This window comes from Acinetobacter sp. YH16052, from assembly GCF_013417155.1.
GTDB lineage: Bacteria > Pseudomonadota > Gammaproteobacteria > Pseudomonadales > Moraxellaceae > Acinetobacter.
The window spans coordinates 1-17118 of the sequence record NZ_VPEO01000009.1 but is presented as its reverse complement, the minus strand read 5'-3'; the positions used below and the strand labels follow the sequence as shown (position 1 = coordinate 17118).

Below are 17118 nucleotides of genomic sequence, written 5' to 3'. Positions count from 1 at the left end.
GATTTATGTCTTGAGATTAAAGGGATCAATTCGATCCCTTTTTGAGTATTTAAAATGAATAAAAAATTAAAGATCAGCATCGGGCAATATTCTTCCGCTGGAATCAAAGCACAGAATCAGGATTTCCATGGGGTCTATATTCCTGAAGGCCACGCGCTTAGCAGTAAGGGCATTGCCTGTGCAATTGCAGACGGGATCAGTAGCAGCAATGTCAGCCATATTGCAGCAGAAACTGCAGTCAGCAGTTTTTTATCGGATTATTATTCGACTTCGGATGCATGGAGTACTCAAACTTCAGCGGCACGGGTTATTCGTGCGACTAATTCCTGGCTCTATGCACAAACCCAGCAAAGCCGCGGGCGTTTTGATAAAGACCAGGGTTATGTCTGCACCTTTAGTGCACTGATTTTGAAAAAAAACAGGGCACATATCTTTCATGCTGGCGACAGCCGGATTTATCGAATTCAGGCACAAGCCATTGAACAGTTGACGGCTGATCACCGTGTTTGCCTGTCATCAACAGAACATTATTTAAGTCGTGCACTGGGTGCCGACCATCGTATCGATGTCGATTATCAGCAGCTTGAATTATGTGAAGATGATTTATTTATCTTGATGACAGATGGTGTCTATGAGTTTATTGATATGCAGCTCATATCGGATATGCTGCAACAGAACCAACATCTGGATATCATTGCCAAGTCTATAGTCGAGCTGGCCTTAAAGCGGGGCAGTGATGACAATCTCACCATTCAAATCATTAAAGTGGAACAGTTGCCTGAGGAGGAATCCTTCCAGATTAAAAGTCATGTTCTATTCCCGCAGCAGCTGAGTCATGGCGACCTGTTTGAAGGATATCGAATTGATAAAATCCTGCACCAAAATCATCGCAGCAGCCTCTATTTGGCGCATGATGAAGCGACACAAAATCGGTTGGTCATTAAAACCTTGTCTGTCGATGTGCAGGATGACCTGCAAGCGATGGAACAATTTCAGCTGGAAGACTGGGTATCGAAACGCTTAAAACATGAAAATCTGCTGCAATGCTATCCACATAAGGGCAGCAAGAAGTTTTTATTTCAAAGTTATGAATATTTACAAGGGGAAAGCCTAAACCGATGGCTGCACCGTCATAAAACTGCTTTAACTTTACAGCAGTTGCTTCCGATCATTGAGCAGGTGGCCAAAGCATTGAATGCCATGCACCGTCTTGAAATGCTGCACCAGGATGTACGACCAGAAAATGTCATGCTGCTCGAACCAGCCGATACCTTGAAAGTGAAACTGATTGATTATGGATCGACTGCGGTCAGAGGTCTGGTTGAACTGAATCCCAAACACGCAGATGTTCCTTTGGGAACCTTGGCCTTTATGGCACCTGAGTATTTTATTGGACGCTCACCCTCAGTAAAATCAGATCAGTTCTCGCTGGCGGTGATGAGTTATTATTTATTAACCCGACAGTTGCCTTATGGGACGGACCTCGCGCGCTGCAAGACCGAAAAGGCCTTAAAGCAGGTTCGATATCATCCTCTCTATGAGTATCGACCGGATCTGCCACATGGCTTGGACGCAATCTTTAAAAAAGCGCTTTCCATTCGCCCGGAGCAGCGCTATGAAGCACTTTCAGCCTTTATATATGATCTGAAACACCCAGATATCAAATTTAAAAAATCAGTTTCACGCCCTATGCTTGAAAAGCATCCAGTCACTTTCTGGAAATCCTGCACAGCGATTCTTTTTTTGTTATTGCTCTGGGTGTTTGCACTATATTTTAGCCAATGAAAATAATCCAAATAAGCTGTTGAACGATTTTTTTTTGACTGAAGTAAAAAATCAGATGTGATTTGAGCTGAGATGTAGTCAAAATATCTATTTATTCTTATTGCAGATTTTTATATTTTTATGATGATTGACTCTGTGTTTTCGAAGATTATCCCTATAAAATAGAAAGTGCAGTTAAAATCTAAGTAAGCATAAAAACATTGGAATAATAATTGCTTATTTTTAATACCATTAGAATAAAAAGGCAGATGAGACATGAAAATTCAATTTTTTAAGCTGATTTTAATCTTGAGCAGCAGCATGGTGATGAGCCAAACCAGTCTCGCCGGAGATGGTGGCTTGCGTTTTGCTGAGAAAAATCAGGAAATAGCGGCACAAATTCAGGCCAAGAAAAAAACGGCAGAAATACAAGCGCAGTCCCTACAAGCAAAAGCCTCTACAGAAACGAAATAGTAAAATAGCACTCATCCAAGAAGGTGAGCTGTTCAGATTAGATCAGATGTATAAGATGTGGTGATGCGAAAAACTAGTCCCTAACTTTTTAATACTGAAAAAAAACTCCCCATCTATTTTTAAAAATGGGGAGTTTTTTATTTTGCATCTCAGGGAAAATTACTGAATTTGTTCCTCATCCTGTCTTTCCTGACGCAGCTGATCACGTTGTCTCTGTGGATCATGAAGGCCTAATTGACCTCGCTGGATCTCACGATCCTGTTTTTCTTGAGGATCAAGTTGTTCTTCAGTGAGTTCTTCATCATTTCGATCGATTGGATTCGACATAGTCTTTCATCCTCTAAAATACTTTCTAATTTTTATTGTATGAGTGCAGCAAAATTATTCTGTGACTTTTATGCCTGAGTTAGTTTTCTATCTTGTTGCTGCTGTAAGTTTAATTAATATTTTATGGGTTATTTTAATGATGGTTAAGTTAACCAAGAAAATTAAATTAATGAAATTAAGGGAATAGTAATTTAAACCTATAAACCTAATAGTTGAATATATCTCATTATTCTGGTTTTGAAATGAGAAAAACTAAATAAAATAAGAAAAATGGGTTATGCTTAAGACAGATTAAGTGTCATCCGTCTTTTAAATTTCCGGTATTTTTCATGATAGAACTTCGCCATTTAAGAACTTTAACTGCTCTGCGGGAGCATGGTTCCCTGGTTGCAGCAGCAAGTGATTTATGTTTAACCCCATCGGCCTTGTCACATCAGCTACGTGAACTCGACCAATGGTTCGGCATTGAAGTGGTCAATCGGCGTAGTCGCCCTGTGAGCTTTTCAAATGTTGGAGAGCGGTTGCTAAAACTGGCAGATGAAATATTACCGCAAGTTCAAATTGCACAGAGTGATATCAGCCGTATTGTGCATGGTCAGACCGGACGAATTGTTTTCTCCTCTGAATGTCATAGCTGTTTTGACTGGTTGATGCCGCTACTTAATCAATACCGGATGCAATATCCGGATGTAGACTTAGACTTTGCTTCAGGTTTTGAATCGAATCCGCATGAATTATTACAAACCGGAGAGTTTGATCTGCTGATTACGGCTGATCCGATTGCACTCAAAGGCATTGAATATTTTCCGATTTTTGAATACGAATCACGCTTGGTTTTATCCAATACCCATCCACTGGTACGTGCGAAAGAGATTACTGTTCAGGAACTTGCTGAAGAAACACTAGTGACTTATCCGGTGGATAAACACCGTTTGGACATTATGTCGCGTTTGTTTATTCCCGCTAATATTCTACCAAAAGCCATTCGTACCACCGACTTGACCCAAATGCTGATTCAGTTGGTGGCAAGTGGTCGCGGGATTGGTGCATTACCTGATTGGGTGGTAAATGAATATGAGCAGAAAGGCTGGGTGACATCACGCCGTTTAGACTGTGTGGCGCCTGAAGGCTTACGTCGAACTTTATACGCCGGCTATCGCACAGAAGAAAAGCAGAAAGATTATTTTGAAGGCTTCTTGAAACAGCTGGATCGGTTTTCCAAGAAAAGACAGGTCTATTACAGCTAATTTGCGAATAGTTAAATATATTTAGTCCGTTATTTTTAAAAATCCTGCATCGTCAGGATTTTTAAAAATTGATTGTTTTTCTCTCAAGGATTTCAATTTTTCTATAAGATGATGAGGTTAATCTTGTCTACTTTAAATCAGAAAATATACAACTTCGGCCAACTTTCGAAATTAAAGAACTGGTTTGGTCGATTATAAATTTTTCTACTTATCACATTTTGCCAAGTGGAAATACATCTGTGCAGAATTAAATTACATATTATTAAATATCAGTTACTTAAAAATTAAGTTCTTGGAACTTGTGAGGATGTGGTTTTGATCTTGCAAGTTGATTTTTAATAAAAAGATTAAATAAAATGAAAAAATATACGCTGATCAGTCAATTTTTTGGCAGAAAATAACTCCTGAAAATAACAATATTGATCTATGCTACAGCATAATTTTTAAACTGATTTCCTCTCATAAAACGGAATCACTTATACAGGACTGTATAAAATCGACATGCACATGACAAAAATTCCTCTCAAGAAAAGCCCGCTGAGCCTCATGATTCTGTCGATTGTCTCAGGTCATCTTTATGCTGAAACTGCCGTAGAACCGGACAATGTTCAACAGCTGAATACTATTGTGATCAGCGCTGGGCAGAATGCCAATCCGCAGCAGCAATATCAGAAAGAGCTGGCTCAAGTTTCAGGAGGAACGAATTTTATTGACGAGCAGCAGCTAGAACAGCAGCGACTTGCAACCACGGCCGATGTGTTCCGTTTACAGCCAGGAATTTATGCCCAGTCTGCAGGGAATGAAGGTGCAAAAGTCTCAATCCGTGGCTCAGGCATCAACCGGACTTCGGGTGCACATGCATCCGGTACGCACGTCCTGATTGATGATATTCCATTTACCGGACCGGGTGGTACAGCGTATGAACTGCTAGAACCCTGGTGGATTGATCATGTCGGCGTCTATCGCGGAGCCAATGGCTTTAAACAGGATGGACTGGCCTTAGGTGGAACAATCAACTATAAATCCAAGACTGGCGCTGATCAGGATGGCTCTGAACTCAAATATGAAATGGGCAGTCATGGTTATCAGAAATATCAGTTTAGTACCGGCCGAAAGCTGGATCAGATGGATTATTATTTGGCGCTGACGGGTACCCAGTTCGATGGGATTCAGGATCATGCTGAAGGCGATGGCAAAGGTCTGGCTTTTAATTTGGGCTATCAAATTAGTCCGGATATCGAAACCCGTTTTTATGCCCGTTACCGTGAGAGCAAGCATTTAACTCCAGGTCGTATTACGCAAGAACAGCTCAAAAATGATCCTGAAGCAGCGAATAGCTTTAATTTAGCGGTAGATGCCAAACGGATTCAGCCAGGCAGTACCTGGTTGGCCAATACTACGACCTGGAATTTACAGGATGATGCTAAACTGACCGGCAGTCTGGCTTATCATCATTATCCGCTGGATTTACGTGAAAGCAGTTATCGTACTAATGTCGATTATGAAGATATTACAGCGCGCTTCCAGTATGAAAGGCCTTATCACTTTCTAGGTCTGGAGCATCAGGGGCGTATTGCCTTGCGCACTACCACACACCGCCCGGACAGTGGGGTTACTGAAACTTTAAGATTTAATACAGAAATTGGTAATCAAACGTATCCGGCAGACACAGTTACCCGCCGTTATACCTATCGTGGTTCAGACAACGTGCTACAATTTAATCAGGAAACTACATTAAATGATCAGTTCAAATTAGATCTGGGATTGGCAGCTGTGTATACCCATCGGGAAAGTGAAGTGACTTATGCAAATATTATTCCCGACCCAGATTTAGGTCCTGATGTAGATCCTAAAGTCAGTCGTTATGAATGGAATTTTGCACCACGAGTTGGATTGACCTATCAGCCAAATGACTCTGTGCAATGGTTTGCCAATTTAAGCCGGAGTATTGAACCGGCACATCCTTGGGCAATGGCTTGGTCTTCACCTTATTACTATTCTAAAGACAGTGGAGCTGCATCAAATCGAGTACGTGCGCCAATCTATTTGGATACGCAAACCGCCAATAGTTTTGAACTGGGGGGGCGTGGACAATCGGGCTTTGGAGACTGGGCACTGAGCTACTATTATTCCAAGATTAAAAAGGAGCTATTGTCTTCTGAAATGATTAAAAATTACGGGAATGATTCTACTACTTCAGAGGAAAGAATTAGTGTAGAAGCAAATGCCACGCCAACGATTCATCAAGGGGTGGAGCTAAGTCTAGATACGCCATTGCATGAATCCCAATATGGCGAACTGCGTCTGCAACAGGCTTATACCCTTAGCGATTTCCAGTACAAAAATGATCCATTGTTTGGCAAGAACCAGTTACCGGGAATCCCTAAACATCTGTATCAGGCTCAACTAAGTTATGCCTTGAATAATGGCCTCTATATTGGTTTGAATACCGAATATGCATCGAAGATGGCACATGATTATGCCAATAGCCGATTCAGTGATGACTATCAGATCTGGGGCATTGACGTGGGTTATGCACCAGAACATCAATCGTGGAAAACCTGGATCAACTTTAAAAATATCACCGATGAGAAATATGCTGCGGTCGTGATTCCAGGCCTTAACGACGGTGGGAAAGATGAAGCTCGTTCTTCGCCGGGTGAAGGTTTTTCTACTTATGCCGGTGTGTCATTTAAATTTTAATTATTTAAAAATTAAAAAAAGAGCGGGATATTTCCCGCTCTTTATATTTATCGATAGAAAGGATTTATCAGGTTTCTAATATTCCTGTAATACCTGTCACGATCATATCGATGGCAATGGTACCGATTAAAAGCGCTGCAACACGACCGACAATATCGACATACAGGTCAATATAGTTTGAATACTTGTGCTGTAAATGATCATGCAGATATTTCATCAGGATCAGCAGGCTACAAGTCAGAAACAGGGTAAAGAAAATCACCAGAATGGTTTGCATTAAACTGAGCTGAATCCCGGTAATCACGGAAGCCGAAATGGTGCCGGGACCGATCATAAACGGCATGGCAATCGTACCCGCCAGATGACTGGGCGCTCCACGCATCACACCAATCGTATCAGCACCTTCAAAGACATAACGATAGCCAATCACCAGAAAAATAATACCGCCAAAAATCTGGAAGGACTCAAACCGTACATGCAAGACTTCATTAAAGAAGGCTTCACCGGTTTTTGCAAAAATGATGAACACAATAAAGCTGATCAGACTGCCCTGAATCAATGCCATGTTGAATACTTTTGCGTCGGAATTACGGATAATTCCGAGCATATAAATACTCATCAGAAAAGGGTTGAGCAGGGAGAAAAACAGGGCAAATGCATTCAAACTTTCTGACATCATTCAGTCCTTCCGTAGTTGAGCGATCCTAGATTTCACGATCCGGGAACAGCGGGCGTTTACCTGGGCTGATCCGGTTAATATGCAGATACATCATATGGCGTTCATATTTATCCAGGATGTCATTGATCACCTGTTCCTTGCTATAACCGACCAGATCGTTGCCCTGAGAGCCTTCAAAGAGATAACTTTCCAGACGATAGTAATAACGTTTGGTTCGTTTACCACGTGAACTGAAATTTGGCGTGTCATAGCGTACCGGCCATATTTCGTAGACAAAGTTTTCTTCTTCATCGAGCTGAATGGTCAGATCCAGGTGATACAGTTCAGGTTCTTCCTCAAGCGATTTTTCCTGAATATTGACTTGAATACCTTTGTCAATTAACTCGGTTGCAACGGCCTCAATGGCTGGTTTGCAAACATTGTCCAGCATGGTCCGCGTCTGGGACAGGCTTGGATGCAGCATGACCCGGCTCAGACGTTTCTTCCAGTTCAAAATATCCACATTACCGACCACAGGTGCCGCATTCAGGCTGGTGCTTGCCTGACGAAAATCCTCCAGACGCAAGGACTTATAGAGTCCCGCCATCACAAAGAAAATGACGAAACTAAAAGGCAGACCCATAATAATTGTGGTGTTCTGTAATGCTGTCACGCCATTCGCCATGAGCATTGCCAAAGTCAGCAAACCGATGGCAATGGCCCAGAACACACTCAGCCAGCGCGGTGAATCATGCTCAATATTAGTGAATTTGGTCGTGAAATTTCCCAATACCAATGCCCCTGAATCCGCTGAGGTCACATAGAACAGCAAGCCGGTAATAGTGGCGACACCTGCAGTAAAGGTAAAGCCTGGATACTGCGCCAGCAGATCATAAAAACCATGTGCCGGATTTTCTAAAACTGTCGTAGCAAGTTGAGTATTACCATCAAAAATCACGCTGTATAAAGCACTGTTACCGAAAATAGACAACCAGGTCAGGGTAAATAACAGAGGAATAACCAAAGTCCCGGTGACAAATTCACGAATGGTACGACCACGGGAAATACGGGCCAGGAACAGACCGACAAAAGGTGACCAGGCGATCCACCATGCCCAGAAGAACAGGGTCCAGCTATTCATCCACTCTTTCGGTTGTTCAAAAGGAAAACTGGTTAAAGAAAGCTTCGGGAACTGGCTGATATAGTCACCAAAATTCTGAATCAAGGCGGCTAATAAAAACTCGGTATTGCCTACAAACAGAATGAATAGCAGCAGCCCAATTGATACATAGATATTAATTTCAGACAGGATCCGGATGCCTTTATTGACACCGGCAGTGACTGAAATAATAGTAATAATCACGGCAACGGCGATGAGTGCGGTTTGAATCCAGATATTTTCTGGTAAATCAAACAATACATGCAGGCCGTAATTTAATTGCACAACGCCAATCCCGCAGGTGGTGGCAATCCCGAAAATCGTGCCGAGTACTGCAGCCGTATCCACAGTATGGCCAATTGGACCATTAATTTTTTTTCCAAAAATAGGATAGAGTGCTGATCGGATGGTGAGCGGTAAATTGTAGCGATAGCTGAAATAACCTAGCGCGACCCCAATCAGCGCATACATACTCCAGCCAGTTAAACCGTAGTGAAACAGGGTCCACACCATGGACTGGCGCGCAGCTTCAAAAGTTTCACCTTCGCCCACAGGTGGATTCATATAGTGGGAAAGCGGTTCCGCCACCGAGAAAAACATCAGGTCAATCCCGATCCCGGCAGAAAATAGCATCGCCGACCAACTCAACAGGCTAAATTCTGGCTTGGAATGTTTGGGGCCTAATTTAATCTCGCCATAACGGGAACAGGCGATAAAGACGATAAAAACCAGATACAGCGTTGCCGCTAGCAGGTAATACCAGCTAAAGGTACGACTTACCCAGTTTAAAATATTGATAATGACTTGATTGGCTTGTTCATTAAATAAAATGGTAATGATAGAAAACAGCAGAATAAGTGTCGCCGAAAAATAAAAAACTACTTTATTCAGACCATCTTGCATCTCTTCATTTTTCTTTTGCATAAATCCATGACCATCGTGTTGTTGCCGGATGATCTACAGTGCAGTGTGATTTAAAAGCAAAAGCCTGTGGTAAAGCTTCCTTGTTTTCGTGAATTACAAACTTTTGCAAATCCAAAACAAACTGCGCTGTACATCAAGGGTGAGCTGGCACTATAATTTTTATTAATTGAACGTTCAATTAAAAAAGCGTTTATGAATTGTTACATCATTCAGCTATTTGCTTTAGCAGAGTGACTTTCTATTGTTATATCCGTTATTCAGGTTAGTCTTATGCCAAAAGTTGGTATGCAACCGATCCGTCGCCAGCAACTGATCGATGCCACCTTAGCTGCAGTGAATGAGCTAGGTTTTGCAGAAGCTTCAATTAGTCAGATTGCTCAGAGGGCAGGTGTCTCAACCGGCATCATAAGTCATTATTTTCAAGGTAAAAATGGCTTGATTGAAGCCACAATGCGTTACTTATTGCAGCAATTGGGTAAATCTGTTGCACAGATAAAGATACAGGTTGATGACTTACCGGAGCAGCGCTTGTTAGCGATCGTACGTGGTAATTTTGCTGCTCCACAAACGGATAAGGCGGCCATGAAAGTCTGGTTGGCGTTCTGGGCTAGCAGTTTGCACCAACCTGAATTACACCGTTTACAGCAGATCAATCATTACCGTTTACATTCCAATCTTAAATACGAATTCATGAAAAAGTTAAATAAAGACCAGGCAGAGAAAGCCGCTCAAGGTCTGGCAGCATTGATTGACGGATTCTGGTTAAGAGGTGCTTTGGTAAATGGCGAAATTGACCCAGAACTGCCGATTGAACTGTGTAGTGAATACATCCGGCAACAACTCAAATAACCCACCTGCGAGGAAATTCCATTGACAACATTCAAACTGCAACGTCCTTATATTCATGGACAATATGTCGATGCAACATCCAATAGCACGTTTCAAACGATTAATCCTGCAACAGGCGAAGTTCTGGCAGACGTGCAGGTATGTACGCGAGAAGATATCGATCGCGCTGTTGAATCGGCACAGCAAGGACAAAAAGTCTGGGCAGAAATGACGGCGATTCAACGTTCGCGTATTTTGAACAAGGCTGTTGCCATCCTCCGTGAACGTAATGATGAGCTGGCGCGTTTAGAAAGTCTCGACAGTGGTAAAGCTTTCAGTGAAACATCCACCGTCGATATTGCGACAGGTGCAGATGTACTCGAATACTATGCAGGTATTTTGCCAGCATTAGAAGGCCAGCAAATCCCGCTCAGAAGCAGTTCGTTTGTTTATACCCGCCGTGAACCTTTGGGTGTGGTTGCCGGGATTGGTGCGTGGAATTACCCGATTCAAATCGCCTTATGGAAATCTGCACCTGCACTGGCAGCGGGCAATGCCATGATCTTTAAAGCTAGTGAAGTGACACCTTTGACTACATTAAAACTGGCAGAAATTTATACAGAAGCCGGTGTGCCACATGGTGTATTTAATGTGGTGACCGGTAGTGGTGACATTGGTGGCTATCTGACTTCACATCCGGACATAGCCAAAGTTTCATTTACCGGTGGTGTCGCAACCGGCAAAAAAGTCATGGCCCAAGCTGCAAATTCCAGCCTGAAAGAAGTCACCATGGAGCTGGGCGGAAAATCCCCGCTGATTATCTGTGAAGATGCCGATCTGGATCTGGCGGCAGATATTGCCATGATGGCTAACTTCTATAGTTCCGGTCAGGTCTGTACCAATGGTACCCGTGTATTTGTACCTTTAGCCTTGAAAGCCGAATTCGAAGAAAAGATTCTGCAGCGTATTCCTTATATCCGTATGGGAGATCCACTTGATCCTGAGACCAATTTTGGTCCAGTGTCCAGCTTCTCTCATATGGAAAAAGTGCTGGATTATATCGAACAGGGCAAAAAAGAAGGCGCTCGTTTACTTTGTGGTGGTGGCCGTGCCGAAGATGAGCAATTTGCCCAAGGCGCTTATGTGCTACCAACGGTATTTACCGATTGCCGTGACGACATGACGATTGTCCGTGACGAAATCTTTGGTCCGGTCATGAGTATTCTGAGTTATGACTCAGAAGAAGAAGTGATTCGTCGTGCCAATGATACTGAATATGGTTTGGCAGCTGGTGTCGTGACGCCGAATCTGGCACGTGCGCATCATATTATTCATCAAATCGAAGCCGGCATTTGCTGGATTAATACCTGGGGCGAATCACCGGCAGAAATGCCAGTTGGTGGCTATAAACATTCGGGTGTCGGTCGCGAAAACGGCATTGTCACGCTACAGCAATATACTCAGACCAAGTCAGTGCAAGTTGAACTTAGTCCTTTCCAATCTGTATTTAGCGCATAAGGGAGGAGTGGATGAATTACGACTATATTATTATCGGTGCAGGTTCGGCAGGAAATGTGCTCGCAGCGCGTTTAACTGAAGATTCGGATGTAAAAGTCCTGTTGCTGGAAGCGGGTGGGCCGGATTACCGTCTAGACTTCAGAACACAAATGCCGGCTGCATTGGCTTATCCATTACAGGGACGACGCTATAATTGGGCCTATCTGACCGATCCTGAACCACATATGAATAATCGTCGTATGGAGTGCGGGCGCGGAAAAGGTCTGGGCGGTTCTTCATTAATTAACGGCATGTGTTACATTCGCGGTAATGCTATGGATCTTGAACAGTGGGCCAGCCTGAAGGGGCTAGAACACTGGAGCTATGCTGAATGTCTGCCGTATTATAAAAAAGCTGAAACGCGCGATATTGGCGGCAATGATTATCATGGTGATTCTGGACCGGTTTCGGTGGCAACACTTAAAAATGGCAATAATGAACTGTTCCATGCCATGGTCGAGGCAGGTGTACAGGCCGGTTATCCACGTACTGATGACCTGAATGGCTATCAGCAGGAAGGTTTTGGGCCGATGGACCGTACTGTAACGCCGCAAGGCCGTCGTTCCAGTACAGCACGTGGTTATCTCGATATAGCCAAAGGCCGGGATAATCTCACGATTATTACCCACGCCATGACTAATCGTATTCTGTTTAATCGTAATCAGGCAATTGGTGTGGAATATTTTGAAGGACAAAATACCTTACAGCCGATTCAGGTCTTTGCAGACCGTGAAGTATTGCTATGTGCAGGTGCAATTGCCTCGCCGCAAATCCTGCAACGCTCCGGTGTAGGTCCGGCCGAACTGTTAAAAAGTCTGGATATTCCTGTGGTTCAGGATTTGCCTGGTGTGGGTGAAAACCTGCAAGACCATCTGGAAATGTACCTGCAATATAAATGCAAAAAACCGGTTAGCTTATATCCGGCACTCAAGTGGTATAACCAGCCGATGATTGGCGCTGAATGGTTATTTTTAGGTAAAGGTATTGGAGCCAGCAACCAGTTTGAAGCCGGTGGTTTTATCCGCTCTTCCGAAGAATTTGAATGGCCCAATATCCAGTATCATTTCCTGCCTGTGGCGATTAATTATAATGGCACCAATGCCATTCATGAACATGGCTTCCAGGCTCATGTGGGCTCTATGCGTTCGCCGTCACGTGGCCGTGTTCGTCTGAAATCCAAAGACCCGTTTGAGCATCCAAGTATTCTGTTTAATTATATGAGTACCGAGCAGGACTGGCGTGAATTCCGCGATGCCATCCGCATTACCCGGGAAATTATGCATCAGCCGGCATTGGATCCCTATCGTGGTGAAGAAATCAGTCCGGGAAAACATCTACAAACAGATGCTGAAATTGATGAATTTGTTCGTAATCATGCAGAAACCGCGTATCATCCATCGTGTAGCTGTAAAATGGGTGAGGATGACATGGCGGTTGTCGATGGTTATGGACGCGTACATGAAATGCAGGGTCTGCGTGTGATTGATGCCTCGATAATGCCTTTGATCATTACCGGTAACCTCAATGCAACTACGATTATGATCGCTGAAAAACTGGCAGACCATATTCGTGGCAAACCTGCTCTTGCGCCTTCATCGGCACCTTTTTACAAGGCGCCTCGCGCTTAAATCATGGTTTTATTCCTGTCATCTGGCAAAGCAGGAGTAAAACGAATTTCAATTTTTCCCCCAAAACGGAGATAAAATCTCGACTGCTTTCGTTTTATCTCCGGCTTTGCTTAATACAATTTATATTTTATGAAAATATTCAATCAAACAGTGCTGTTTGGCTGTGCTGCTGTTTCAAGTTTTTACTGTTATGCTGATGATGCGGAAGTAAAAAAAATAGAAGCAAGCGGAAACTTGAGTGTGGTCTCCAAATACGTCTCCCGCGGTTTGACCAATGCGCCTGAAAATGACGACGTTGCTGTACAGGCTGCATTGAATCTGGCTTATGGTAATTTTTATGTCGGATATTGGGGATCTACCCTTGGATACTCTTATGCAGAAGTGCAGGGGCGTCAGGGACATCGTTCAGACAAATTCGAGCATAACTTTCTGCTGGGTTATACCCATAGCAGCGAAAATTATGATTGGGATCTATGGAACGCAACCTATTATTATCCGGGCGGTGAGAACACCACTGGAAATGAGCTGGGTTTAAATATAAGTCGTGCATTGAATGATCAGACCAGTATTGGCGCCAGTGTATCGACCTATCTGTATGATGTGGCTTATGCCAATCAGGGCGATACTTTTTATACGCTTAACCTGAATCATCAGTTGAATGATCGCCTGAATGCCAGCGTTACGGCAGCAGGGAGCTATTTTAATGATGAAGGCAAATACGAAGGCGGTGAACTGGGCGATACCGAAAAGCAGTTTGCCTTTCGTTATGCTTCTGCCGGACTCAGTTATGCGCTTTTACCTCAGGTAAGTTTGTCGGGTGAATATATCTTTGGCGGTTATGACCGTTATGATGACAAGCAGCGTAATCTTGCAGTATTTGCACTGAGTTATGATTTCTAAAGTTATCTCAGACTAGGCAGGTGAAAATCTGCCTTATCTGCAACTTTGATTAATAGTATAAGCCATGACTTGAAGTTGATTCATGCTCCGGCAGCTCAGGAAAGACTGAGGATCTGGTTTAATCTGCCAGAATTTCAGACAAATATTATCAATTTCATAAAATAATTCTATAATAGCGCCCATTCTCGGCAGCGTTATCCAGACACTTCGTCAAATGGTATAACCTGACCATTTTCTATTTTTCATTCAAGTTCTCCTCCGTGAACCGGCTTGTATATTCAGATTCAGCATCTTATCTGTCCGTGACGGCACATAAGAATATTTAGGTATCCACATGGAAATTAAGGTCAATTATCTCGATAATCTTCGTCAGGAAGCCAAGTTCGATGACTTCACGGTAATCGCCGATCAGCCGATCCGCTATAAAGGCGATGGTTCGGCACCCGGCCCATTCGATTATTTTCTGGCATCTTCAGCTTTATGTGCGGCTTATTTTGTCAAAGTCTATTGCGCAGCACGTGACATTCCGACTGATAATATCCGCCTTTCGCAAAACAATATTGTTGATCCTGAAAACCGCTATAAACAGATTTTTAAAATTCAGGTGGAACTGCCGGCTGATATTTCTGAAAAAGACCGCCAAGGGATTTTACGTTCGATTGATCGTTGTACTGTCAAGAAAGTAATTCAAACCGGTCCTGAATTTGTCATTGAAGAAGTGGAAAGCATTGATGCGGATGCTCAAGCTTTATTGATGCCAAGTCTGGCTTCTGATCATACGACTTTCATTCCGGGCAAAGACCTTCCAGTGGAAGAAACCATTGCCAATATGTCTGCCATTCTGGCAGGCCTTGGCATGAAGATTGAAATTGCGTCTTGGCGTAATATCGTGCCGAATGTCTGGTCGCTACATATCCGTGATGCGCAGTCGCCAATGTGTTTTACCAATGGTAAGGGCTCAACCAAAGAAAGTGCGCTGGCATCTGCTTTGGGTGAATTTATTGAGCGTCTGAATTGCAACTTTTTCTATAACGACCAGTTCTGGGGTGAGGATATTGCCAATGCCGAATTTGTGCATTATCCAGATGAAAAATGGTTCCAGCCAGGTCCAAATGGCGAACTACCTGCAGAAGTTTTAGATGAACATACCCGTGAAATTTATGATCCTGAAGATGAATTATTGGGTATCCATCTTTACGACACCAACTCTGGTAATAAAGCACGTGGCATCTGTTCATTGCCATTTGTACGTCAGTCTGATGGTGAAACCGTTTATTTCCCGTCGAATCTGATCGAAAACCTTTACTTAAGTAACGGGATGAGTGCCGGCAATACCTTGGCTGAAGCGCAAGTACAATGTCTTTCTGAAATTTTCGAACGTGGGGTAAAACGCGAAATTCTGGAAGGTGAACTGGCACTACCGGATGTGCCTGAACATGTTCTGGCAAAATATCCAAAAATTGTTGAAGGCATTAAAGGCCTAGAAGAACAGGGCTTCCCGGTTCTGGTCAAAGATGCATCTTTAGGCGGTCAGTTCCCGGTCATGTGTGTCACCTTGATGAACCCACGTACCGGCGGTGTATTTGCCTCATTTGGTGCCCATCCAAACTTTGAAGTGGCTTTGGAACGCAGTCTGACTGAGTTATTGCAAGGCCGTAGTTTTGAAGGTCTGAATGATCTGCCAAAACCAACCTTTAGCAGTAATGCCGTGACTGAACCAAATAACTTCGTCGAGCATTTCATCGACTCGAGCGGTGTAGTGTCTTGGCGTTTCTTCAGCGCGAAATCAGATTATGATTTTGTCGAGTGGGATTTCACTAATAACGGTCAAAATTCGAATGCGGACGAAGCTCAGGAATTATTCACGATTCTAGAAGACATGGGCCATGAAGTTTATATGGCGGTGTATCAGCATCTAGGTGCAACAGCTTGCCGTATTCTGGTACCGGGCTATTCGGAAATTTATCTGGTAGAAGATCTGGTTTGGGACAATACCAACAAGGCTTTGTTATATCGTGAAGATATCCTGAATCTGCACCGTCTGGATGATGAACAATTAGAAGCATTGGTTGAGCGTCTGGAAGAAGCAGATGAGGATGACTATACCGAAATCAAAACCTTGATCGGTATCGAGTTCGATGAAAATACTGAATGGGGCCAACTCACGATTCTGGAATTGAAACTGCTGATTTATGTGGCTTTGCAGCAATTTGAAGAAGCCAAAGATCTGGTTGAGCAGTTCCTGCAGTTCAATACCAATACCGTTGAACGTGGCCTGTTCTACCAGTGCATGAATGTCGTTCTGGAAGTCATTCTGGATGATGAAATGGAACTGGATGATTATGAGCACAACTTCCGCCGTATGTTTGGTGATGCCCGTATGGATGCCGTTCTAGGTTCAATCGAAGGCACAGTTCGTTTCTATGGTTTGACCGAAACCAATATGCAGCTTGAAGGACTGGACCGTCATTTACGCCTGATTGACAGCTATAAGAAATTGCATGCAGCGCGTGCCAAGTTTGTGGCTCAGCAATAATCCATAGATGAATGACTAAAAATTTTCGTTATTTGTTTTAAATCTTAAAGATGGCTTACTAGGTTTCGAATAGGCCATTTTTATCTCTGACCCTATATGCAATCTTTTCTATTATTTCTATTCTAGCTTATTAATTCCAGCTCCCGAGGGAACTGGGATTACCTAAAAAATTAAAGTGAAGTGTTAATACTAACTGCTTCAAGATTGGGTATGTGAATGTGAGAAATAGATGTATTTTTCTCCTTCACAGGAATTACCTTACATATTCGGGTAATTCGGACCACCACCACCTTCCGGTGTCACCCAGGTGATGTTCTGGGACGGATCCTTGATGTCACAGGTCTTGCAGTGTACACAGTTGGCTGCATTGATCTGGAAACGCTTGGAACCGTCATTATTTTCCATGATCTCAT

The 17118-nt window shown here is 43.2% G+C and carries 13 protein-coding genes; 9 read left to right on the top strand and 4 right to left on the bottom strand.

Features of this window, described 5'->3' with window-relative positions:
* Positions 1–54: 54 nt before the first annotated feature.
* Positions 55–1785: a bifunctional protein-serine/threonine kinase/phosphatase gene (locus FTV42_RS07870; protein WP_180038403.1), complete on the top strand. Its 1731-nt coding sequence runs from the start codon at positions 55–57 to the stop codon at positions 1783–1785.
* A 255-nt stretch (positions 1786–2040) separates the two neighbouring features.
* Entirely contained in the window at positions 2041–2238 is a 198-nt protein-coding gene (locus FTV42_RS07865; RefSeq protein WP_004646985.1) for a hypothetical protein, read from the top strand.
* 159 nt (positions 2239–2397) lie between these two features.
* Here the strand turns inward: FTV42_RS07865 and FTV42_RS07860 are convergent, their stop codons facing one another.
* Positions 2398–2565: a hypothetical protein gene (locus FTV42_RS07860; RefSeq protein WP_004280333.1), complete on the bottom strand. Its 168-nt coding sequence runs from the start codon at positions 2563–2565 to the stop codon at positions 2398–2400.
* 329 nt (positions 2566–2894) lie between these two features.
* Here FTV42_RS07860 and FTV42_RS07855 point away from each other — a divergent pair, with 329 nt between their 5' ends.
* The gene (locus tag FTV42_RS07855; protein ID WP_004646984.1) at positions 2895–3812 is read left to right on the top strand and encodes a LysR family transcriptional regulator; all 918 of its coding nucleotides are present in this window, start codon (positions 2895–2897) and stop codon (positions 3810–3812) included.
* A 501-nt stretch (positions 3813–4313) separates the two neighbouring features.
* Positions 4314–6515, top strand: a complete 2202-nt coding sequence (locus FTV42_RS07850) for a TonB-dependent receptor domain-containing protein (protein WP_180038402.1) — start codon at positions 4314–4316, stop codon at positions 6513–6515.
* A 67-nt stretch (positions 6516–6582) separates the two neighbouring features.
* On the opposite strand, the gene FTV42_RS07845 is transcribed toward FTV42_RS07850, so the two are convergent.
* Both FTV42_RS07845 and FTV42_RS07840 read right to left on the bottom strand, forming a co-directional pair.
* Positions 6583–7194 carry a MarC family protein gene (locus FTV42_RS07845; RefSeq protein ID WP_257223431.1) on the bottom strand — a complete coding sequence of 204 codons (612 nt, stop codon included), beginning with the start codon at positions 7192–7194 and terminating at the stop codon, positions 6583–6585.
* Between the two features lie 25 nt (positions 7195–7219).
* A complete protein-coding gene (locus FTV42_RS07840) occupies positions 7220–9256 on the bottom strand; it encodes a choline transporter (RefSeq protein WP_180038400.1) in 2037 nt (678 codons plus the stop codon).
* A 270-nt stretch (positions 9257–9526) separates the two neighbouring features.
* Between FTV42_RS07840 and betI the strand changes: the two genes are divergently transcribed.
* From betI to FTV42_RS07815, 5 genes are all read left to right on the top strand, one after another.
* A complete protein-coding gene (gene betI / locus FTV42_RS07835; RefSeq protein ID WP_004731001.1) occupies positions 9527–10105 on the top strand; it encodes a transcriptional regulator BetI in 579 nt (192 codons plus the stop codon).
* A gap of 21 nt (positions 10106–10126) precedes the next feature.
* Positions 10127–11602: a betaine-aldehyde dehydrogenase gene (betB, locus tag FTV42_RS07830; protein ID WP_180038399.1), complete on the top strand. Its 1476-nt coding sequence runs from the start codon at positions 10127–10129 to the stop codon at positions 11600–11602.
* Between the two features lie 11 nt (positions 11603–11613).
* Positions 11614–13269, top strand: a complete 1656-nt coding sequence (gene betA / locus FTV42_RS07825; protein ID WP_180038398.1) for a choline dehydrogenase — start codon at positions 11614–11616, stop codon at positions 13267–13269.
* 129 nt (positions 13270–13398) lie between these two features.
* On the top strand, positions 13399–14169 hold the full coding sequence (locus tag FTV42_RS07820) for a hypothetical protein (RefSeq protein WP_180038397.1): 771 nt from the start codon (positions 13399–13401) through the stop codon (positions 14167–14169).
* Positions 14170–14503: 334 nt separating this feature from the next.
* The gene (locus FTV42_RS07815; RefSeq protein WP_180038396.1) at positions 14504–16705 is read left to right on the top strand and encodes an OsmC domain/YcaO domain-containing protein; all 2202 of its coding nucleotides are present in this window, start codon (positions 14504–14506) and stop codon (positions 16703–16705) included.
* Between the two features lie 258 nt (positions 16706–16963).
* Here the strand turns inward: FTV42_RS07815 and FTV42_RS07810 are convergent.
* On the bottom strand, positions 16964–17118 hold a 155-nt coding region (locus tag FTV42_RS07810; RefSeq protein WP_180038395.1), incomplete at its 5' end, for a 4Fe-4S dicluster domain-containing protein.